The following is a 23,635-nucleotide window of genomic DNA, read 5'->3' on the forward strand; positions in this document are numbered from 1 at the left end:
GCGCTATGCATCTGGCAGGGGTTCTGACCTAACAGGCCCCGTGTTAACACGGCATCAGAGACATAGGAGCGTCAGTCGCACAGCGTCCCACGGGGCGTGAGCGGAAGGGGGGAGGCATTTTGCCAACCGGACTTTGCGATTGATTTAGTGTTAAACGAATTGGAGCCGGCTCCGAACGGGGCTCCTGAGGGATAGAGGACCATGACTGACACCAAACACGATATTGATCCGGTCGAGTCACAGGAATGGCAGGAAGCCATTGAAGATGTGATCGCACGGGATGGCGCGGATCGCGCGCATTACCTGCTCGACAAGGCCGTGCAACAAGCCCGCGCCGCAGGTGCCACACTGCCGTTCTCGGCGACAACGCCTTACCAGAACACCATTCCCGTGGACGATCAGCTCGAATTCCCGGGCGATATGGACATGGAATGGCGCATCCGCACCATCAACCGCTGGAACGCCATGGCCACGGTCGTGCGCCGCAACAAGGTGTCCTCGGAATATGGCGGGCATATCGCGTCCTTCGCCTCTTCGGCGGTCATGTACGATATCGGTCTGAACCACTTCTGGCGCTCCAAATCCGCAATCCATGGCGGCGATCTGGTCTTCTTCCAGGGTCACGTGATCCCCGGGATCTATGCGCGCTCCTTCATGGAGGGCCGGATTTCCGAAGAACAGCTTGAAAACTTCCGGTCCGAAGTGGACGGCTCGGGCCTGAGCTCTTATCCGCACCCCTGGCTGATGCCGGATTACTGGCAGTTCCCCACGGTTTCCATGGGTCTTGGTCCGCTCATGGCGATCTACCAGGCGCGGTTCATGAAATACATGCACAACCGCGGCCTGATCGACATGGCAGACCGCAAGGTCTGGGTCTTCCTCGGCGATGGCGAGATGGACGAGCCGGAAAGCCGTGGCGCGATTGACCTCGCAGCGCGCGAAGGTCTCGATAACCTGATCTTCGTGATCAACTGCAACCTGCAGCGGCTCGACGGCCCGGTGCGCGGCAACTCCAAGATCGTGCAGGAACTGGAAGGCGACTTCCGGGGCGCGGGCTGGAACGTGATCAAGCTGCTTTGGGGCAAGGGCTGGGACGACCTGCTGGAGAAAGATGTCTCGGGCAAGCTGCGTCAGCTTATGGAAGAGACCGTGGACGGCGACTACCAGACCTTCAAGTCCAAGGACGGCGCCTATATCCGCAAGCATTTCTTCGGCAAGTATCCGGAGACAGCGGCGCTGGTCGAAGACTGGACCGATGATCAGATCTGGGCCCTGCGGCGCGGCGGTCACGATCCGCAAAAAGTCTATACCGCCTTCAAGAAGGCCTCGGACACCAAGGGTCAGCCGAGCTGTCTGCTGGTCAAGACCGTCAAGGGTCACGGGATGGGCTCGGCCGGTGAAGGTCAGAACACCACCCACCAGCAGAAGAAAATGAACGAGGATCAGCTGCGCGCCTTCCGCGATCGGTTCCAGATCCCGGTCAGCGACGAGGATGTGGCCAAGGCGCCCTTCGTGTCGCTCAACAACGCGCAGAAGGCCTATATCCTCGAGCGCCGCAAAGAATTGGGCGGGGAATTCCCCAAGCGCGAATGGCGCGACACGCCCAAGCTTGAGATCCCGGCCCTGTCGAAATTCGACGGGCAGCTCAAGGGCACCGGTGATCGCGAGATCTCGACCACTATGGCCTTTGTCCGGATCCTGACCACGCTTCTGCGGGACAAGAATATCGGCAAGCAGGTCGTTCCGATCGTCCCGGACGAAAGCCGGACCTTCGGGATGGAAGGCCTCTTCCGCTCGGCGGGCATCTACAACCCGATGGGTCAGAACTACACCCCCGAGGATGCCGACCAGATGATGTTCTATAAAGAGAGCATCGACGGGCAGGTTCTCCAGGAGGGTATCAACGAGGCCGGCGCCATGGCCGACTGGATCGCGGCGGCGACGTCCTATTCCAACCACGGCGTCCCGATGATCCCGTTCTTCATCTACTACTCGATGTTCGGGTTCCAGCGGATCGGCGATCTGGCCTGGGCCGCAGGCGACAGCCGCGCACGGGGCTTCATGCTGGGCGGGACCGCCGGGCGGACGACCCTGAACGGCGAAGGTCTGCAGCACGAGGACGGGCATAGCCACATCCTCGCCGGGACCATCCCGAACTGCATCACCTACGATCCGACCTTCAGCTACGAAGTGGCCGTCATCGTCCATAATGGTCTGAAGCGGATGTATGTGGATCAGGAAGATGTCTATTTCTACCTGACGCTGATGAACGAGAATTACAGCCATCCGGACATGCCGATGGGTGTGGAGGATGACATCGTCAAAGGCCTGTACCGGTTCAAGAAAACCGCACGTCCGGGCAAGAAGCATGTCAACCTGATGGGCTCGGGCACGATCCTCGTGCAGGCGATCAAGGCGGCGGAAATGCTCGAGGAAGACTTCGGTGTGACCTCGGATATCTGGTCGGCCACCAGCTTCAACGAGCTGGCCCGCGACGGTCAGGATGCCGCCCGCAACAACCGCCTCAACCCGCTAGGTGAGCCGCAAGTGCCGTTCATCACCCAGCAGCTTGAGGGGGCCAAGGGTCCGATCATCGCCGCCACCGACTACATGAAGAACTATGCCGAGCAGGTCCGCGCCTTTGTGCCCGGGGATTACACCGTGCTCGGGACCGATGGCTTTGGCCGCTCGGACAGCCGCGTGAACCTGCGGCGCTTCTTCGAGGTGGATGCGAACCACATTGCAGCCACGGCGATGGTCCAGCTCTTCAAGGCAGGCAACATCACCGAGAAAGTCCTCAAGGACGCTTTGGCAAAATACGAAATTGACGGCGAGAAGCCGAACCCGCGGCTGGTCTAAGGCTAGGGACGAGAGGAGTTAAGAACATGGCAATCGAAGTCAAAGTGCCTGACATTGGGGATTTCACCGACGTACCTGTGATCAGCATTCTGGTCAGTGTTGGGGATGTGGTGGCCGAAGAAGACCCGCTGGTGGAACTGGAAAGCGACAAGGCCACGATGGAGGTTCCGTCCTCTGCCGCCGGTAAAGTCGCCGAGATCAAAGTGGCCGAGGGGGACAGTGTCTCCGAAGGCACGCTTCTGCTGATCCTCGAAGGGGAGGGGGCTGCCGAAGCGCCCGCTGCGGCTCCGGCTGCAGCGCCCGCCGCGGCACCTGCCGCTGCTCCGGCACCTGCGCCTGCCACTGCTGCCGCTCCGGCGCCCGTCACCGATGCGGGCTTCGGCAAGGCGCATGCCTCGCCCTCCGTCCGGGCCTTTGCCCGGGCATTGGAGATTGACCTGAGCAAAGTGAACGGGTCGGGCCGCAAGGGTCGTATCCTGCGCGAAGACGTCACCGCCTTCTTGAAATCGTCCACCGCTCCGGCTCCGGCCAAGGGGGGCGCTGCCGCCGGTGGCATGGGCATCCCGCCGATCCCGGTTGTGGACTTCTCGAAATTTGGCCCGGTCGAAGACGTGGAAATGCCCCGGATCAAGAAGATCTCGGGCCCGGCGCTGCACCGCTCCTGGCTGAATGTGCCGCATGTCACCCATAATGACGAAGCGGACATCACCGACCTTGATAAGTACCGCAAGGAAATGGACACGATGGCCAAGGAAAACGGCTATCGCGTGACCCTGCTGTCTTTCGTGATCAAGGCCTCGGTCAGCGCGCTGAAAACCCATTGGGAGTTCAACAGCTCGATCCATCCCGATGGCGACAAGCTGATCAAGAAGGACTTCTACAACATCGGCTTTGCGGCGGACACGCCCAACGGTCTGATGGTGCCGGTGATCAAGGATGCGGACCGCAAGGGTCTGGTGGATATCTCCAAGGAACTCATGGAGTTGTCGGCCAAGGCCCGTGCAGGCGAGCTGAAAGGCCCGGACATGCAGGGCGCGACCTTCACCATCTCGTCGCTGGGCGGCATTGGCGGCACGTCCTTTACGCCCATCGTCAACGCACCCGAGGTCGCGATCCTTGGTCTGACCCGGTCCAAGATGGCGCCGGTCTGGAATGGCGAAGAGTTCGTGCCGCGCCTGATGCAGCCGCTCTCGCTCAGCTATGACCACCGCGCCGTGGATGGGGCTCTGGCCGCACGCTTTGTCGTGACGCTCAAGACCCTGCTCGGCGATATGCGCAAGTTGATGTGGTAAGGAGACGGATCGATGGAAGTTAAAGTACCTGATATCGGTGATTTCTCCGATGTACCCGTCATCTCGATCCTGGTTGCGGTCGGAGACACTGTCTCCGCCGAGGACCCGCTGATCGAGCTGGAATCCGACAAGGCGACCATGGAAGTTCCGAGCCCCGCCGATGGCGTGGTCAAGGAGATCAAGGTGGCCGAGGGCGACAGCGTCTCCGAAGGCACTGTGATCATGGTGTTCGACGCGGCAGGGGCGGCTGACGCGCCCGTCGAGGCCGCGCCCGCCGCGGCCGCAGTCGCGGCGCCGAGCGCTGTGGCGGCCACCGGCACCGCAACGGGGCCCGGCGATGTCCATGGCGAGGTCGTCGTTCTGGGCTCGGGCCCGGGCGGCTACACTGCGGCGTTCCGGGCGGCGGATCTGGGCAAGAAGGTCGTTCTGATCGAGCGGTATCCATCGCTCGGCGGGGTGTGCCTCAATGTGGGTTGTATCCCGTCCAAGGCGCTTCTCCATGTGGCCAAGGTCATCACCGAGGCCGAGGAGATGGGCGGTCACGGCGTGAGCTTCGGCAAGCCCAAGATCGATCTGGATGAGCTGCGCAGCTTCAAGAACAGCGTGATCGGTCAGCTGACCGGCGGTCTGGGCGGTTTGGCCAAAGGCCGCAAGGTTCAGGTCGTGAACGGCTACGGCAAGTTCACCGGCCCGAACATGATCGCGGTCGAGGATGACGACGGCAAGGTGACCAATGTCAGCTTTGACCAATGCATCATCGCGGCGGGCTCCGAGCCGGTGAACCTGCCCTTCCTGCCGGAAGATGACCGGATCATCGACAGCACTGGTGCGCTGGAACTGGCTGACATCCCCAAGCGGATGCTGGTGCTGGGCGGCGGGATCATCGGTCTGGAAATGGGCACGGTCTATGACGCGCTCGGCTCCGACATCACTGTGGTTGAGCTGATGGATCAGATCATCCCGGGTGCGGACAAGGATATCGTCAAGCCGCTGCATAAGCGGATTGAGGGGCGCTATGAGGCCATCAAGCTCAAGACCAAGGTCACCGCGGTCGAAGCGCTGAAGAAAGGCCTCAAGGTCTCCTTCGAGGATGACAAGGGCGAGGTCACGACCGACACTTTCGACAAGGTGCTGGTGGCCGTGGGGCGCAAGCCGAACGGCAAGCTGATCGATGCGGACAAGGCTGGTGTGGTCGTGGATGAGCGCGGCTTCATCGCCGTGGACAGCCAGCAGCGCACCGGCGTGCCGCATATCTTCGCTATCGGCGATCTGGTGGGCCAGCCCATGCTGGCGCACAAGGCCGTCCACGAAGGCAAGGTGGCGGCCGAGGTCGCTGCCGGGCACAAGCGGCATTTCGATGCGCGTCTGATCCCGTCGGTCGCCTATACGGACCCCGAAGTCGCCTGGTGCGGCGTCACGGAATCCGACGCCAAGGCCAAGGGTATCAAGTACGAGAAGGGTGTCTTCCCCTGGGCGGCGTCGGGCAAATCCTTGTCCAACGGTCGGTCCGAGGGGATCACCAAGCTGCTCTTTGATCCCGAAGATGATCGCGTGATCGGCGCCTGTATCGTTGGTACCAGTGCCGGGGATCTGATCTCGGAGGTCGCGCTGGCCATCGAGATGGGGGCGGATGCCGTCGATCTCGGCCACACCATTCACCCGCACCCGACCCTGTCGGAGACGGTGAACTTCGCCGCCGAGATGTTCGAAGGCACCATCACGGACCTGATGCCGCCGAAGAAGAAAAAGAAAGCCTGACCTGTCGGTCACTGGCAGCTTTGCGCCCGGCTCGATCCGTTCGAGCCGGGCGCTTGCGTTTGGGCGAGGGCTGTTTACGGTTGGTTTGCAAAGATCGCTTTATACCGGAGTTATTGATTAATCCCGGACCGAGAGGTGAGTATGCCCGTGACCGACCTGACGGACTCCCAGCGCTACGCGGCGTTTCTTCTGGCCAACCTGCACAAGCTCAAGGCCTGCGCCCTCCACGCGCCAGAAAGTGACCGGGTCACCCGCACCACCGTGCTGCCGACCACGATCGATGTGGTCGCGGATCAGCCCGGGCTGGGGCTGGAATTCGGGGTCTGGCGGGGGCGGTCGATCAATCTCTGTGCCGACGCGCAGCCGGACCGAAGCTGGGTCGGCTTCGACAGTTTCGAAGGCTTCCCCGAGGATGGTCGCATCGACTGGCAGAAACCCTTCAAGGTGGTCGACCTGCCCGAGGTGCCCGAGAATGTCCGGCTGGTGAAAGGGTATTTCTCAGACACACTGCCAGGATTTCTGGAGGAAAATGAAGACCCTGTCGCCTTCGTGAATATCGACTGCGATATCTATTCCTCGACCGTGGATGTGTTTACCGCGCTGGAGGCGAAGGGCCATCTGCGCCCGGGCCTGCCGATCTATTTCGATGAACTGGTGAACTACGCTGACGCACTCTGGAACGAGATGCTTGCCCTGTTCCAGATGCTGGAGCGGACCGGGCTGGGCTTTCGCTGGCTGGCGCTGGACAAGAACCTCTGGCTGCCGCGTGAAACGCTTGAGATGATCCGCGACAAGACCTTTCCGACGTGGCGCGAGCAGATGGGGGGCTCCTATTGGCAGCAGGCCTCTCTGGTGCTGACCGAAGACGGGATCGACTACGGCCCGCTGGAGGATCCGGACTACCTCGCCGAGGTGACCTCGCTCGCGGCGCTCTATGACCAGGTGTCCGAGCTGCGGGTGGTCCGCGCCGAAGAGCTGCGTATTCAGAAAGCCAAGGAGCGGGAAGAGTTCGAGGCGCGTCGCGCCGTGATCATGGAAGAGCGCCGGCAGGAGCGTCTGAAACTTCAGAAAGAGCGTCAGGCCGCCAATCTGGCCAAACGCCGCGAAGAACAGGCCCGCCTCCGGACCGAGAAACAGGCGGCTTCGAACGGCTGACGGCACCGTTCCGCCAGCGGGCCTTTGTGCCAAGAGGCCGCGGGGCGGGGCACAGCCTCCATTTGCAACACATCCGGGATCATGGTTCAGTGAGCCCATTCTCGACACGGCGTGCCGGCACGGGCCGGGCGCTGCAAGTCTCTGAGATTTAAGAGGTCATATATGGCGCAGCCCCTCGTCCTTTTGGGCCCCGGTCGCTCTTTCACGACAGTCGCCGCCGGTATGTTGGGGCAGCATCCCGAGCATTACGGCATGCCGGAGCTGAACCTGACGCTGGGCGAGACCATCGGAGAGTTTCTGCGCAACACCGGAGGCGGGCGCAACGGGCTGGCCCATGGCATCGTGCGGGCCATGGCGCAGCTCGAATATGGAGAAGTGACTGCCGAGGGTGTCGACGAGATGCGCGCCTTTCTGTTCAACAATCCCGGCATGACCACTGCAGCGCTCATGGCCGAGTTGCAGGCAGCCGTGGCCCCCAAAGCGATCGTGGAAAAGAGCCCGTCCATCGTGGCGGACCCGCAATATCCTTTCCGCCAGGATCAGATCCTGCCCGGGGCCAATTACCTGCATATCACCCGGCACCCGATGTCGGCGGGCCGCTCGATGATGACCGCGGAATGGTACGCCATGATCCTGGCCTCGCCGCTCGGCGATTCCTGGGACCGGCGGATGACGCCGCCCGTGCTCGACCCGCAGGTACACTGGTTCGTTGCCCATGAGCGGATAATGGATTTCCTCGACACGATCGAACCGGAACGCCATATGCGGATCCGTGGCGAGGACCTGTTGACGGACCCGGATCGCTGGCTCAAGACAATCTGCGATTGGGTCGGGGTGTCCTCGGATGCCGAGGCGATCGAGGCCATGAAGCACCCCGAAACCTCGCCCTTTGCCCAACCCGGCCCCGAGAATGCGCCATGGGGCGGCGACCCGAGTTTTCAGGAAAAGCCGGCGCTGCGGCCCTATACCGCCAAGCCGGAACCGCTGACCGGGGCGCTGCCCTGGCGCGATGACGGTATGCCCTTTGCGGACCACGTGGTCGAAATGGCCAAGTTTTTTGGCTATAAAGACGGCTGAACTGCGCGAGTTTCCGGACTTTTTAGGATCTTGGAAACGATAAATTTGCAATTTGGTGCGATCCAAGGCCTAAGCTGTGAAACGCAGCCAAGGCCGGGGGCGCAGGTCCCACGGCGACCCGCGGGAACACCGCGTGATTTGCGCCAGAAGGCGCGCGGCCTGCCGGGCCCGAACCCGCTCCTGAACGGAGCGTCTGGAGACAGGAGCACGTGACGTGAGCACGACCTTCGAAGCTGTGACGTCTCAGGTCAAACTGGTGATATGGGACCTTGATGAAACCTTCTGGCAGGGGACTCTGTCCGAAGGCGGCATGACAGAGCTGGCGGCCCACACGCAGATGATCAAGGCGCTCGCTGATCGCGGGATCATGTCATCGATCTGCTCCAAGAACGACCTCGAGACAGCGCGCGCTGCGCTCGAAACTCTGGGCGTGTGGGAGTATTTCGTGTTCCCCCATATCGACTGGACCCCGAAGGGACAGGCGATCGCCAGCATCCTGGACCGGGCGCAGCTGCGTGCCCCCAACGTCCTGTTTCTGGACGACAATCATATGAACCTCGAAGAGGCGGGCTTTTTTAACAAAGGGCTCATGTGTGTGCAGGCCCAGGGCGATCTGAGCGGATTGCTCGACCTGCCCCAGCTCAAGGGCAAGGATGATCGCGCGCATTCCAGGCTGGCGCAGTACAAGATGCTGGAGACCAAGCAGGCTGAACAGGCGGCGGGTGCGCTCGACAATATGGAGTTCCTGCGTCAATCGCAGATCCGGGTCGAGATCATCACCGAGATCGAGCCGCATATGGACCGCGTGTTGGAGCTGATCAACCGTACGAACCAGCTCAATTTCACCAAGAAGCGGGTCGAGACCACCGCCGCGCGTGCTGAGCTCGATGCGCTGCTGGCGACCTCCGGGGTTCACGCGGGACTGGTACGTGTCACGGATCGATACGGCGATTACGGCATCGTCGGCTTTTTTGCGGCACGGGTGAAGTTCAACGGCACGACTGTGCACCATTTCTGCTTCTCCTGCCGCACCCTGAACATGGGGGTGGAGCAGTTTGTCTGGCGTCGGATCGGCGCGCCGGAATTCGCTGTGAAGGGGCCCGTGGCCAATCCGCTCGATGAGCATGACGAGATCGACTGGATCGCCGAGGCCTCCTCCTCTGATCAGGTGTTTTCCGAACAGGATGACCGGACCTTGTGCCTCGTCGGTGGCTGTGACCTGCTCCAGGTGTCCTTCTATTGCGGCACCAATCGCCACGAGTTCGTCAACAAGGAGGATCGCGGCTATCTGGTGCGCTATGACGATCCGGGGTTCTTTCTCAATCCGCGCAAGCCGCTCAAGCATGACCAGACGCTGAAGAAGTTTCCCAGCTGGTCACATCAGGATATGGAGGCGCTGGATACCGCTCTGGCCAGTTCGGATGTGGTGCTGCTGTCGCTCTATTACGCTGTGCCCGGGGACACGTTTTTTACGTTTGGGGGCAAGGAATGGGGGGGCGAGTACCTGATCAAGGTGCCGCCGCGCACCCTCAAGAAATTCATCAAGTCCGATCAGGCCCTTTGGTTCGCCAAGAGCTTTTATCACCGTCGATATACGCTTGACGAAAGTCTCGAGCTCACCCGCCGCAGTCTGGAGCGGGTGATGTCATTGGTCGCTCAGAACACGCAGGTGTTCCTGCTGACGGCTGCGACCAAAACCGGCCAGCAGGCAGAGCGGACCGGCGGGATGCGACATGCCTATAATGCCATGTGCCGGACCTTTTGCGATGGGCAGGCGCAGGCCCATCTGGTCGATCTGGATGCGCTCTTGCTGGAAGAGGATTTCCAGGACAGTGACCATTACACCCGGGCCGGCTATTTCAAGATCGCCAGTTGCGTCAATGATTTCATGACGCAAGCGGAGGCGCAGACCGGTCTGTCCGAGGTCGCGGCGGAGTAGGAGACGAGGTCCGGAGCCCCGTCTGGCCAAGGATCTTGCGCCCTTGGCGTGCTGACAATTCAGGCAAGCGCTCAGGGATTGCGCTATTCTCGCGTTTCAAACTCATCATATCGTTGCGTAAAGCGGCGAGTCTGGATACAGTTTTCGCGAGTGATGGTATTGATCGCGCGGATATCGACCGCCGCGACATGAGTAGAAAAATGAGGTTAACTGCGACAAGATCGATCGGCCCGGGTCCTCACCACGATCAACACAACTTGCGAGAAATGCCGCAAAAAGCTAGTCTGGCAGCGCATGCTGCTGTGACATTTGCTGCATTGCAATATTTCGACGGCCACTTACGCTGCGGCTTTGAAATAAGCGAGGATTGAAGGCGGTCCTAACGGTTTTCTAACGTCCGTTTGATTTAGGAGACGGGTCAGGGCCGCGTGTTGAAGCGCTGGGTGCGAGCGCCTTTCATCTTGGCTGTTGACATTGGAAATTTGGGGCATCGCCCCTCTATGCGTGCTGCCTTCGGGCGCCGGTTTGAAAAAGTGCTTTTGGGAGCGCAACCTATGCCACTGTATTCGAGTGACTTTCTGGTGTTGGCATCTTCCGTGCCGAACGTGATCAATCCTGCGATCGCGATTTCGGCCAGCCGATCCGGGCATGGGGGACTTCTCGATCTGGAATACGCGGATCCGGCCTCGGTGGAGACCGGGCGCGCGGTGCAGTTGCTCTCGGAAAAGGCGCGGGGCCTCTGGGGGGTGAAAGCTTCGGAAGCCGATATCTCGGCCCTTATGGCGCGGCACGGTGACGCGCTCGCCGGGGCGACACTGTTTGTGATCGTGCCGGAAGGTGGCGACACCCTGGCGCAGTCGGTTGCCGCGCTGCGCGAGGTTGCGCCTGACGCGCGCTGTCTTGTCGAGGTGCTCGACGATCATCTGTTGCCCGCGCTTGAGGCGGTCGCAATTGATGGCCTTGTTGCGAAAGGGCATGAGGCAGGCGGACGGGTTGGCGATGATACGACCTTCCTTCTGGTGCAGCGTCTGACCAAGCAAACCACTTTTCCGGTCTATGCCCTGGGCGGTGTGGCCACCAATACGGCGGCGGCGCTGAAGGTTGCGGGGGCTGCCGGGGTGGTGCTCGACTGGCCCTTGCTCGGGTTTGAGGAGGCGCAGGCTCTGGAGCCGCTGATGCGCAGCGTGCTCCGCATGGATGGCAGCGAAACAAACTGTCTCGGTCAGGATTTCGGGGCCGGTCACCGTGTGTTCTGGCGCGCCGATCACGCGGCCGCGCGGAAACTCGATGCGCTCGACATCCCCAATAGTGACCCGCAAGCTTTTCGCGCGGCTGTGCGCGCAGCGATCCTCTCGAAGCCCGCTGAGGATGCCCTTTGGCTGGTCGGGCAGGATGCAGCCTTCGCCCAAGGCTTGAAGGCGCGTTTCGGCACGCTGAAATCTGCGCTTGATGGGATCGCCGCCGCTGCTGTCGACCTGGTGGCACAGGCCAAAACCCTGGCGCCGCTGGCCCCCGGCAGTGGGCTGACGGCAACGACCGGCACGCAATACCCGATCATCCAGGGGCCCATGACCCGGGTCAGCGATGTGTCCGGCTTCGCGGTGGCCGTGGCCGAAGGGGGCGCTTTGCCCTTTCTGGCCTTCGCCCTGATGCGCGAGGCAGAATGCGCGTCGCTTCTGGCCGAGACCAAGGCTCAGATCGGTGACAAGCCCCTCGGGGTCGGGATCCTCGGCTTTGTCGACGATGCGCTGCGGGCCGAGCAGACGGCGGTCATCACCCAGCACAAACCGGACTTCGCCCTGATTGCCGGGGGGCGTCCGGATCAGGCGCTGGCGCTCGAGGCCGAGGGCATTCCCACCTATCTCCACGTCCCGTCGCCGGGGCTTCTGGCCTTGTTCCTCGAAAGCGGCGCGCGTCGCTTCATCTTCGAGGGGCGCGAATGCGGCGGGCATGTGGGGCCGCGGTCCAGCGCCGTGCTCTGGCAGCAGGCGATTGACGCGATCGAGGCGGCCTATCCCGATGGTGCCGAGATCGATTGCGAGCTGCTCTTTGCCGGGGGGGTGCATGATGCACAATCCGGCGCCATGGTGTCCGCGCTCGCGGCGGGGCTCGCGGCGCGCGGGGCCAAGATCGGCGTTGTCGTCGGGACCGGCTACATCCTGACCCATGAGGCCGTCGAGACCGGAGCGGTGCTGGAGAAGTACCAGGAGCTTGCTCTGACCTCTGCCAAGACGATGTTGCTGGAATCCGCGCCCGGCCATGCGACCCGGGTGGTCAAAAGCCCGATCGTCGATGAGTTCTTTTCCGAAAAGGCGCGCCTGCGGGCGGCCAGCGTCGATCCGGATGAGATCAAGGACAGGCTGGAGAAATTCAATGTCGGGCGCTCGCGGATCGCCTCCAAGGGGATCGACCGCAACCCGGACTTCGGAAAGGTCGACGGTGCCGAGAAATTCATGTCGGTCGATCCGGCAACGCAGGAGCAACTCGGCGTCTACATGATCGGGCAGGCGGCCAGCCTGCATTCCGACCCGATGAGCATTGCTGAGCTTCACGCGGGGATTTGCGAAGGCGCGGCTGATGTCTTGGCGCAGGCGATGCCGGCCGAGCCCGAGCCGGATGTGCGTCCCATGCCCGAAGGACCTGGCGCGCGGATCGCGATCACAGGCGTCGGGACGATTCTGCCGAAAGCGCGGGATTTCGCCAGCTATTGGGAGAATATTCTGGACGCGGTCGACGCCATCGAAGAGGTGCCCGAGCGCCGCTGGGACTGGCGGCGGTACTTCGACGAAGACCGCGATGCGCCGGACAAGATCTACTCCAAATGGGGTGGGTTCATCGACGAGATCGACTTCAACCCGGTCAAGTACGGCATTCCGCCGAAAACCATGCCGAGCATCGAACCCTTGCAGCTGCTCGCGTTGGAAACGGTGCGCCAGGCGCTGGAGAATGCCGGGTACAAGGATGGGGTGATTGACGACCCCGAGCTGCGGCGCAAGACATCGGTGATTATCGGGGTCGGCGGTGGGGCCGGGCCCTTGGGTCAACGCTATGCGGTGCGGTCCTCCATGCCGGCGATCAACGGTCACATGACCGAAACCGCCGACGCACGTCTGCCCAACTGGACCGAGGACAGCTTCCCCGGGATCCTGCTGAACGTCATCGCGGGCCGGGTGGCCAATAGGTTTGATCTGGGCGGTGTGAATTTCACGGTCGATGCCGCCTGTGGCTCATCCTTGGCCGCGGTTATGATGGCCTCGCGCGAGCTCGAGAATGAAACTTCGGACATGGTGATTGTCGGCGGCGTCGACAGCTTCCAGAACCCGTTTGATTTCGTGGCCTTTTCCAAGACGCGGGCCCTGTCCCCGCGCGGCAAGTGCCGCACTTTCGACGCCAGCGCCGATGGGATCGCGATCTCCGAAGGGCTCGCCATGATGGTGCTGCGCCGTCTGGAGGAGGCCGAGGCCTCCGGAGACCGGATTTACGCGGTCATGCGCGGGGTTGCGGGGTCGTCTGACGGCAAGGACCTGTCTCTGACCGCGCCACGCGCCGAGGGCCAGCAGGAGGCGCTGCGCCGGGCCTATGACCATGCCGGGGTCTCCCCGGGAACGGTCGGCGCGGTTGAGGCGCATGGCACCGGGACGGTTGTCGGGGACCGCACAGAAATCCAGAGCCTATCCAAGGTATTCGCAGAGTCGCGGCCCGAGACCCAGTTCTGCGGGGTTGGTTCGGTCAAATCGATGATCGGCCATACCAAGGCCGCGGCGGGCTGCGCGGGCATGATCAAGATGGCGATGGCTCTCCATCACCGGGTGTTGCCACCGACCCTCAATGTAACGGAACCCAACCCGTCTGCGGACTTCCCCAACAGTCCCTTCTACGTGATGACCGAGACGCGTCCCTGGTTGAACACGGCTCCGACGCCACGGCGCGCGGGCGTCAGTGCCTTTGGCTTTGGGGGCACGAATTTCCACGTGGTTCTCGAGGAGTACACGGGCGGTTACCTGCCCAAGCATCAGGAGCCGTTCCGCAAGAACTGGTCGCATGAGCTGTTCCTGTTCTCGGCGGCATCGCAAACCGATCTGGCGGACAGTCTCAAGCGCGCCTCTGCGGCTTTGGCCCAGGCCTCGCGCGAGATCCGGCCGGCGGATGTGGCCGCCAGTCTGGCAGCGGTGTTCGACCCAACCGCCAAGGCACGTTTCGCCATCGTTGCCGCGTCGCTCGACGATGCCAGCGCGCGCATCTCGCGTGCTGCGGAAGGGCTGCGCGAGGATCAGACCGATCTGCGTTCCATCGATCCCCAAGGCGCATTCTTCTCGGCGGACGCTCCGCTGAAGACGGAGGAGGTTGCTTTCCTCTTCCCGGGGCAGGGGTCGCAATACCCCGGCATGGCCGCAGATCTGGCCATGACCTTCCCGCAGATGCGCGAAGATCTCGAGGCTGCCACGCGCAGTCTGCAGGGTCGGCTGGCGCAACCGCTGTCGGACTACATCTATCCGCGTCCGACACTGGACCCGGCGGAGCATGACGCTCAGATCGAGGCGCTCAAACAGACCTTCGTGGCCCAGCCTGCCATCGGTGCCGTGTCCCAGGCGGTGCTGAAGCTCGTGCGCAGCTTTGGTCTCGAAGCCACTCAGATGGCCGGGCACAGCTTCGGCGAGTACACCGCGCTCCACGCCGCGCAGAGCTTTGACGCGGACACGCTGATGCGCCTCGCGCACGCGCGCGGTGACGCCATCGTCAAGGCGGGCGGTGACGATCTCGGGACCATGGCCGCTGTGAATGCGGGGCCCGAGGCCGTGCGCGCCGCGCTGGGCGATCTCGCAGCGATCACGCTGGCCAACATGAATGCGCCGGATCAAACCGTGATTGCCGGCCCGACCCAGGCCGTGCATGCGGCGCAGCAGCGACTGAGCGATGCGGGGCTGAGCGCCAAGCTCTTGCCCGTGGCCTGTGGCTTCCATTCCGATTGCGTGGCCCCGGCGCGAGACCTGCTCGCATCGGCTTTGTCCGAGGCACAGATTTCTGCGCCGGAGACGGCGGTTTTCGCCAACGCCACCGCGGCCCCCTATGCGACCGCGCCGGAAGAGGTGCGCGCGCAATTGACCGAGCATCTGGTGGATCCGGTCAATTTCGCCGGCAGCGTCGAAGCGATGCATGATGCGGGCGCACGCCTCTTTTTCGAGATCGGACCCGGGGCTGTCCTGTCACGGCTCACGAACCGTATTCTCGATGGAAAGCCCCATCTGGCGCTCACCGCGGATATGAAGGGTCGCTCGGGCATCCAGCAGTTGTTGTGCCTTTTGGCCGGGGCCGCAACGGCCGGTCTGCCTCTAAGACTTGCCGGGCTCTGGGCCGGTCGCGAAACCCGTAGCCTCGATGTAAAGACCTGGAACCTCTCGGTCCCACCGCATCCTCAGCGCGCGATGCTCTGGAAGCTTGACGCCGCCAATGCGCGGCCCATCGATGGTGAGCCACCGCGTCGCGGGTTTGCCGCGCGGATCGAAGAGGACCCGGCGCCCGAGACGGTGGTCTCGGCTCCTGCGACCCCGGTGCCTCCCGTATCTGCACCAACGGCGGTGGCACCCGCGGCGGCTGCGCCGGTTCACCTCACGGCGTCGCCGCCCGAATCTGCTACACAAGGCGGGAACCCGGTCCCCGCGCCTCAAGTGCCTGCTTCAGCGAGAAACGACATGAGTGAGACGGTAATGCGACGCCACCAGGAGCTGATGGCGCAGTTTCTCGACAATAACCGGGCCATCATGATGCATTGGCTCAATTCCGGTGGGATGGATGCGCAAGGCACGAAGCCGGTGCCCACGTCTATGCCGCACCCGGTTCCGGTAGCACCGGCTGCCGCGCTGACCCCGGTTGCGGCACCTGTTGAGGCAGCCGCTGTTATGCCTGTTCCGGAACCCGCCAGCCCCGGACCGACACCAGCGCCCGTGGCGCCGCCGCCGATGCCCGTGGTTGCGTCCGAGCCTGTACCGCAGCCCGGGACTGCGATCACCGAAGATCTGGCGCGCGAGGCGCTACTGGCCCTCATTTCCGATCGCACTGGATATCCGATCGAGATGCTCGACCTGGATCTCAATCTCGAGGCAGATCTGGGGGTCGATTCCATCAAACGGGTCGAGATCCTCGGCGCGCTGCGGACCGAACTGATGCCCGATGCGGGCGACGCAGCCCGCGAACGAATGGGCCCGGTTTCGCGGGAGCGGACCGTCCGCGGCATCGTGGCGAAATTCATGGATGTGGTGGCCGAGTTTGCCGGATCCGCGCCCATGCCGGTTCCGGTTGAGGCGTCTTTCGCCGCACCGGCTGCGGGGCCTGCCCTGACCGAGGATGCCGTCACGGCCGCCCTGCTCGATCTGATTGCGGATCGCACTGGCTATCCGACGGAGATGCTCGATCTGGACCTCAACCTCGAGGCGGATCTTGGCGTTGATTCCATCAAACGTGTTGAGATCCTTGGTGCCTTGCGCGGAGAATTGCTCCCGGATGCCGGGGATGCTGCGCGCGAGAAGATGGGCCCAGTTTCTCGCGAGCGGACCGTCCGTGGTATCGTGTCCAAATTCATGGATGTGGCGTCCGAGTTTGGCCCTGCACCCGTGGCTGCGACCACTGCGCCCGACCTTGGTCCAGCCGAAGCCGCCGCGCCTGTTTTATCGCCCGAGGCTGTGACGACCGCTCTTCTGGATCTGATCTCGGACCGCACCGGTTATCCGACCGAAATGCTCGATCTGGATCTCAATCTCGAGGCGGATCTTGGCGTGGATTCCATCAAGCGCGTGGAAATTCTCGGAGCTTTGCGCGCCGACCTCCTCCCCGATGCGGGCGAAGCTGCCCGGGAAAAGATGGGGCCCGTTTCACGCGAGCGCACCGTCCGTGGCATCGTCGCTCAATTCATGGCGGTCGTGGCAGAGTTCCAGCCCGGCGGGCAGCCTGAGACTCCGGTCCCTGCGGTGGCAGACGCGCGCCCGTCGGTGGATCCCGATACATGGCGGCCGCGCTTCATCATGGCGGCCCGTCCCATCCCGGCGCCACAGCCCAAGACTTGGGTGGTGAGTGGCGCCACTTATGTGATCACAGATGACGAAACCGGCGTCGCCGACACGGTGGCCCGCCATATCGAGGTCCAAGGGGGCAGTGTGCGTCTCCTGAAGCCGAGCACGCTGGATTTCGGGGATGATGCGGCTCTGCGCTCGGCAGTGATCGAGATGGACGGGGCCGTGGCCGGGCTCTTGCATCTGGCGCCATTGGCGAAAACTCCCGCCTTCATGGACATGTCGCGCGCCGAGTGGCGCGCATCTGTCGATACCGCGACACGCGCATTCTATACGCTTCTCAATGCCTTGGGCGAGGGATTGAGTATTCGTGACGACGGCATTGTCCTATGTGCCACGGCCATGGGTGGTGCCTTCGGATTTGATGGCGCTGTCCCGGCGGATCCGTCCGCGGGCGGTGCGCCGGGCCTTTTGAAGACCGTGGCCAAGGAATGGACGACACCCCATTGTCGCGCCGTTGATTTCGCTCCTTCCGCGCCGGTGGATATGCGGGCGGCAGAGATTATTGCCGAGGCCGGGCGCCCCGGACCCGAGGTTGAGATCGGTTGGCTCGATGGTGCGCGCCATGGGTTGTTCGCCGAACCGGCACCCCTGGGTGCGGACTCCGCAATCGTGCAAACGATCGACCCGGGCGCAATTGTCTTGGTCACTGGCGGCGCGCGGGGGATCACTGCAAAGATCGCGCGTCATCTGGCCGAGTTGTACAAGCCGCATTTCATCCTGGCCGGGTCGACGCAGCCGCCCAGCGGGGATGAACCGGCTGCGACAGCGGGGATCAACGATCCGCGTGCCCTGAAGGCGGCGCTGATTGCCCAGACCAAAGCATCTGGCGGTGCGGTAACACCAGCAGCCATCGAAGCGGCCTTCGACGCCGTGCTCAAGGCACGGGATATCCGCGCGGCTTTGGCGAGCATCAAAGAGGCGGGCGCGACGGCGGAGTACATGGCCTGCGATGTGCGCGATCAGGACGCGCTCGAGACCATGGTGTCCGGGATCTATGACCGGTTCGGTCGGATCGATGGCGTGATCCATGGCGCCGGCGTGATCGAGGACAAACTGGTTCTCGACAAGACGGTGGACAGCTTCGACAACGTGACGCGTACCAAGACCGAGAGCGCCTTTGCGCTCAGCCGTGCGCTGCGTCCGGATAGCCTGAAGTTCCTCGTGTTCTTCACCTCGGTCGCTGGACGTTTCGGCAATCGGGGGCAAGGTGACTATGGGGCTGCGAACGAGACGGTCTCAAAGCTGGCCCGGGTGCTTGACGCCCAATGGGCCGGGCGGGTGACCGCGATCAGCTGGGGGCCGTGGGACAGTGGCGGGATGGTCTCGCCCGAGATCAAGGCCCAGTTCGACGCGATGAAGATCGAGCCGATCGATCCCTATCTCGGGGTGCGTGCGCTCGAGTTCGAGATCACACGTGGCGATGACGCTGCATCGGAAGTTGTCTGGGGAAGGGGCCCCTGGGAGGACGATGCAGAATCCTATGCCGCGGCTTATGGTGCGGGTGGTACAAGAGAGGCCGCTGAATGACATCACGTGGTGGGCCATCGCGCCTGCCGGAGAACGAACCGATTGCGATTGTCGGGATTGCCTCAATTTACCCGGAGGCGCCCGATACCTCTACGTTCTGGCGTAATATTACCGACAAGGTAGACGCCGTCGCAGACGCGCCGGATGACTGGTGTGGCGATCTGTTTCTCGATCCGGATAGCAAGGCAAACGATCGGATCTATACCAATCGTGGTGGGTTCCTGCGGGATTTGGCCGTGTTCGACCCCTTGCGCCATGGCGTGATGCCGACCTCCATCGATGGTGGCGAACCGGACCAGTTTCTCGCCCTGCAGGTGGCAGCCGAGGCCGTTCAGGACGCCGGGTTCGACACCCGGCCCGTGCCGGGCGACAGGGTCGCCGTCATCCTCGGGCGGGGCACCTATATCAATCGCGGGTTCACCAGCGTTGTGCAGCACGGGATCATGGTGGACCGGTTTCTATCAATCCTGAAGAAACTGCACCCGGACACATCCGAAGACGAGCTGACCGATGTCAAAGCGCAGCTCAAGGCTTCCTTGCCGCCCTTCAATGCCGAGATGGCGCCGGCACTCGTCCCGAACCTGGTCACGGGCCGGATATCCAACCGGCTCGACTTCAAGGGCGCGAACTACATCGTGGATGCGGCCTGCGCGTCCTCCCTGATCGCCATGGATCGCGGCGTGGCCGATCTGCGGGCGGGGCGCTGCGACATGGCGGTCGTCGGCGGCGTGCACGCCTCCACCCCGGCGCCGATCTATCAGATTTTCTGCCAACTCGAAGCGCTCTCGCGCAAGGGCGCGATCAGGCCGTTCTCGGCCAATGCCGATGGCACCCTGCTGGCTGAGGGTGTGGGCCTGATGTGCATCAAGCGGCTCTCGGATGCGGAGGCTGCGGGCGATCGCATCTATGCGCTGGTGCGTGGGGTTGGCGTGGCCAGCGACGGCAAGGGCCTTGGAATTCTGGCCCCGCGGATCGAGGGGGAGACGCTCGCGCTGGAGCGGGCCTATGAGGATGCCGGGATCGCGCCCGAGACCGTGGGGCTGATCGAGGCGCATGGCACAGCGACAGCCCTCGGCGACGCGACCGAGGTTGAGGCTTTGACCGGACTGATGGGCCCGCGCGAGGGCGAGGCGCCGTCCTGCGCGCTCGGCTCGGTCAAATCGATGATCGGGCATTGCCTCCCGGCGTCCGGCTCGGCAGGGCTGATCAAGTCCGCCATGGCGCTGTATCACAAGACCTTGCCTCCGACGCTTCTGGACGAGGCCAATCCGAAACTCGGCATCGAGGGCTCGCCGTTCTACCTCAATACCGAGACGCGCCCGTGGATCCACGGGGCGGACACCCCGCGCCGCGCGGGCGTCAATGCGTTCGGCTTTGGCGGGATCAACGCCCATGTGGTGCTCGAGGAATATACCGGGGCGCCACAGCCCCAACCGAACCTGACGCGCAGCAGCGAGCTTTTGGTGGCCTCCGCCCCCGATGCGCAAAGCCTGTCCACGCGCCTGAGCGAGATCCGTGCCGCCATCGGCGCGCAGCCGGACCTGGCCGAGGTGGCGCGCACCGCGAACGCCGTGCCGGATACCGGACCCTGGCGGGCGGCGATCGTGGCCCGGGACGCGACCGATGCCATGGCCAAGATCGACAAGATCCTGTCGCGGATCGCTAAGGGCAAGGACCGGCTCAAGGACCGCAAGGGGGCTTATCTCAACGCCAAACCTCTGGCGGCCGAGGGCAAGGTGGCGTTCATGTTCCCGGGCGAGGGGAGCCAGCATATCGGCATGCTGCGCGAGCTTATGCTGCACAGGCCCGAGATGCGGCACTGGTTCGACCTGGTGGATGGGGCCTTTGCCGGGCACAGCCGGAACCTTCTGCCGAGCCAGGTGATTTTCCCGCCCCCCGAGACCGCCGAAGAGGGCGGCGCGCTTTGGCGCATGGATATCGGGCCCGAGGCGATCTTTGCGGCGAACCAGGCCGTCGCCGCGCTTTATGACGGAATCGGGTTGAGTGCCGATATGCTGGTGGGTCATTCCACCGGCGAGTATTCCGCGCTCTATGCGGGCGGGGTCACGCGCCGCTCCGACATGGCCCAGCTGCAGCAGGAGATGCGCGCGCTCAACGATCACTACGAGACACTGTCGTCCGAGGGACTGATTGCCGAGGGCGCGTTGGTTGCCTTGGGGGCGGTGGATGGTGCCGCGCTCGAAGACAAGCTGGCCGGGCGCGAGGACGTTTATCTGGCCATGGATAACTGCCCCAATCAGAAGGTGGTGGCGGCGTTCACCGAGGCCGGGCGCGACTACGCCCTGAGCCTTGCGCCCGCCCTGGGGGGATTTGAAGAGCTGCTGCCTTTCGCCCGTGCCTATCACAGCCCGGCTTTTGCCCCGTTCAGCGCGCGTCTTCTGTCTTTCCTTCAGGGAATGGAAATCGCGCCACCCGAGCGTCCGGTTTATTCCTGCCTCAGCACCGGGATCTTCCCGGATGATCCACAGGCCATTCGGGCCCTGACGGCGGAGCAGTGGTCGGGCCGGGTGCGCTTTGTCGAAACGGTCCGGAAGATGTATGCGGATGGGGCGCGGATCTTTGTGGAATGCGGGCCGCGCAACAACCTCTCTGCTTTTGTGAACGACATTCTGCGCGGGCAGGACCATCTGGCCGTTGCCGTGGATACGCCCTCGGTCAAGGGGCTGGACCAGTTGCATCATCTCGCTGCGCAGCTTTCGGTCGAAGCCGTGCCGATGGATCTTGGCGCGCTGGCCGCGCCCATGGTGGGGGCGGTGGCCTATGACGGTCCGAGCCGTCCGCAGGTCCTGAAAATGGGGGTGCAACCCATGGATGTTGCCGCGCCCCCCAAGCGGGCGGCGCAGACACCGAAAGACACTTCTCGGGGCGCGGCTCCGACATTGGAACCCGGTCCGGTTGCCACGGGCTCCGAAGAGAAGAGCAAGCCGGGGCAACCGTCCGGAGTGGCCAATTCCCCGCAGGCGCCCGCGCCGCTGCAAGGGCGGGTGTCCGAAACCACCCCGCGCGGTGCATCGCCTGTCGCGGCCAGTGCCCCCACGATGCAGCCCGCTACGCAGGCCCCGACCGAGGCGGCTGCGGTGGTTGACGCCTATTTCAATACGCTTGAGACCTTCCTCTCCTCGGAAACGGACATCATGTCCGCCTATCTCGGCGGTGGGATCCCGGCGCCGATCACGGACCCGGCGACCGCGGTCCCTGTCTCAGCAGAGGTGGCTCCGCAACGGTTCCCGATGTTGGCCTCGGTAACACCTGCGTTGGACGGGCGCAGCCTGACCGCGCGGATCGAGATCGACCCGGCCTCGGCGCCCTATCTGAACGATCACAGCTTCGGGCGGGGCCTGTCCCAGCGGGATGCGGGTCTGACGGGCCTGCCGGTCGTGCCGCTGACCTTCTCGATGGAGGCTTTGGCCGAGGCGGCTGCCGCGCTCCGCCCGTCTCTTACTGTGGTCGGGATGACGGAGGTTCGGGCATCACGCTGGTTCGCGCTGGACACGCCGCCCCTCGTGGTCGAGGCGCAGGCCGAGCTGCGCGAGGAGGGGGCAGAGACCCTTGTGCGTGTGCGGATCCGGGCCGCCGATGGTCCGGCTCTGCGTCCGATCCTGATCGAGGCGGATGTGCGTCTCGCGCCGTCTTATGCGCCAGCGCCCCCGGCGGAGGCTCTGAGCTATGGCGCGCCGCGCGATGTGATCTGGTCCCAGTCGGATGTCTATGAGCGGATCATGTTCCATGGTCCCCGGCTCTGGGCCGTGGAGACCATGGATGTGGTCGGCTCCGAGGGTGTCGAGGGCACGCTGGTCGGGCTGCCCCATGACGATCTTTATGCGGGGATCCCCAATCCCGGGTTTGAAACCGACGCGATCACCTTGGACGCGGTGGGTCAGCTGGTGGGCGTCTGGTCTGCCGAGATGCTGCCCGAGGCGTTTCACATTTTCCCCTTCCGGGTGGAGCGTCTGGACGTGTTCCGACCCCGTCTCGCCCCGGGGGAGCGGGCCCGCTGCCGCGCGCAGATCGCGCTGGTCGGGGGCGACGAGATGCGCGCCTATATCGATGTGGTCACGGCCGACAATCGGCTGCAATGCCGGATCGAAGGGTGGTGGGACAAGCGGTTCGAGCTGCCGGAGCGTTTCTTTCGGGCGCGCCTTGCCCCGGCGCAGAACCCGCTTTCGCGCCCCATGGCGCTGCCCGGCGGCGCGGCTCTGCCAGAGGGCGTGGCCCTCATGGCCTGCGATGACATTTCCGATGACCTGTTGGATGGCTCGGGCGGGATCTGGGCCAAGGTGCTGGCCGGGTTGATCCTCTCTGCGCCGGAACGGGCGGAGTTTGCCACCATGGCGCAGGCCACGGACAAGCGCCGCTGGGAATGGCTGCGCGGACGGGCGGCGGCCAAGGATGCGGCGCGCGCCTGCCTCGGGCTGGCGATCGCGCCTGCGGATCTGCCTCTTGTGGTGCCGGGCGAGGATGATGGGCCGGTGATTGACCCGACCTTCCCCGAGGCCTGGGGCCGTGCGCCGCTGATTTCCATTGCCCATAAGGGCGCGCAGGCCATCGCGGTGGCGGCGGATCCGGCGCGCTATGCCGGGGTTGGTGTCGATCTGGAACAGGTCGCACCCCGAACGCCGGCCTTTCTCGACACCGCCTTCACCGCATCCGAGCGCGCGATGATCGCGGCGCAAACCGATCCCGCCGCGCAAGCGCGCATGAGCACCCGTCTCTGGTGCGCAAAGGAAGCAGTCGGGAAAAGCTTTGGGGTTGGCCTCGCCCAAGCCCTTGATCGATTCGAGGTCCAGAGCGATGCACAGGGCGACCGCCCGGCTGTCGTTCGCGACCGGTCTCTAAACCTGAATATTGCGGTGACTGGACTTGCCGAGATTGCCCCTGATCTCATCGCCGCCGTTGTGCTCAGACCGCATGACTGATGACCGCACAAGCGCAGAGGAAAT

The 23,635-nt window shown here is 63.7% G+C and carries 9 protein-coding genes; all 9 read left to right on the forward strand.

Annotation, left to right across the window (positions count from 1 at the left end):
* Positions 1–201 precede the first annotated feature (201 nt).
* The 9 genes from aceE (at position 202) to ACP15I_RS01525 (ending at position 23,611) form a co-directional block, all read left to right on the forward strand.
* Complete coding sequence (aceE, locus tag ACP15I_RS01485) at positions 202–2,859, forward strand: pyruvate dehydrogenase (acetyl-transferring), homodimeric type (RefSeq protein WP_424973615.1); 2,658 nt, start codon at positions 202–204, stop codon at positions 2,857–2,859.
* A 26-nt stretch (positions 2,860–2,885) separates the two neighbouring features.
* Entirely contained in the window at positions 2,886–4,151 is a 1,266-nt protein-coding gene (gene aceF, locus ACP15I_RS01490) for a dihydrolipoyllysine-residue acetyltransferase (protein ID WP_424973616.1), read from the forward strand.
* 12 nt (positions 4,152–4,163) lie between these two features.
* Positions 4,164–5,909 carry a dihydrolipoyl dehydrogenase gene (gene lpdA, locus ACP15I_RS01495; protein WP_424973617.1) on the forward strand — a complete coding sequence of 582 codons (1,746 nt, stop codon included), beginning with the start codon at positions 4,164–4,166 and terminating at the stop codon, positions 5,907–5,909.
* 147 nt (positions 5,910–6,056) lie between these two features.
* Positions 6,057–7,064, forward strand: a complete 1,008-nt coding sequence (locus tag ACP15I_RS01500) for a TylF/MycF/NovP-related O-methyltransferase (RefSeq protein ID WP_424973618.1) — start codon at positions 6,057–6,059, stop codon at positions 7,062–7,064.
* Between the two features lie 162 nt (positions 7,065–7,226).
* Positions 7,227–8,141 carry a sulfotransferase family protein gene (locus tag ACP15I_RS01505; RefSeq protein ID WP_424973619.1) on the forward strand — a complete coding sequence of 305 codons (915 nt, stop codon included), beginning with the start codon at positions 7,227–7,229 and terminating at the stop codon, positions 8,139–8,141.
* A gap of 214 nt (positions 8,142–8,355) precedes the next feature.
* Positions 8,356–10,080, forward strand: a complete 1,725-nt coding sequence (locus tag ACP15I_RS01510) for an HAD-IIIC family phosphatase (RefSeq protein ID WP_424973620.1) — start codon at positions 8,356–8,358, stop codon at positions 10,078–10,080.
* Positions 10,081–10,115: 35 nt separating this feature from the next.
* A complete protein-coding gene (locus ACP15I_RS01515) occupies positions 10,116–10,451 on the forward strand; it encodes a hypothetical protein (protein ID WP_424973621.1) in 336 nt (111 codons plus the stop codon).
* Positions 10,452–10,634: 183 nt separating this feature from the next.
* Positions 10,635–18,674, forward strand: a complete 8,040-nt coding sequence (locus ACP15I_RS01520; RefSeq protein ID WP_424973622.1) for an SDR family NAD(P)-dependent oxidoreductase — start codon at positions 10,635–10,637, stop codon at positions 18,672–18,674.
* Complete coding sequence (locus tag ACP15I_RS01525; protein WP_424973623.1) at positions 18,671–23,611, forward strand: beta-ketoacyl synthase N-terminal-like domain-containing protein; 4,941 nt, start codon at positions 18,671–18,673, stop codon at positions 23,609–23,611. Before ACP15I_RS01520 ends, ACP15I_RS01525 begins: the two co-directional genes overlap by 4 nt.
* Positions 23,612–23,635 lie beyond the last annotated feature (24 nt).

Source organism: Dinoroseobacter sp. S124A, from assembly GCF_049801015.1.
In the GTDB taxonomy this organism is placed as follows: domain Bacteria; phylum Pseudomonadota; class Alphaproteobacteria; order Rhodobacterales; family Rhodobacteraceae; genus Dinoroseobacter.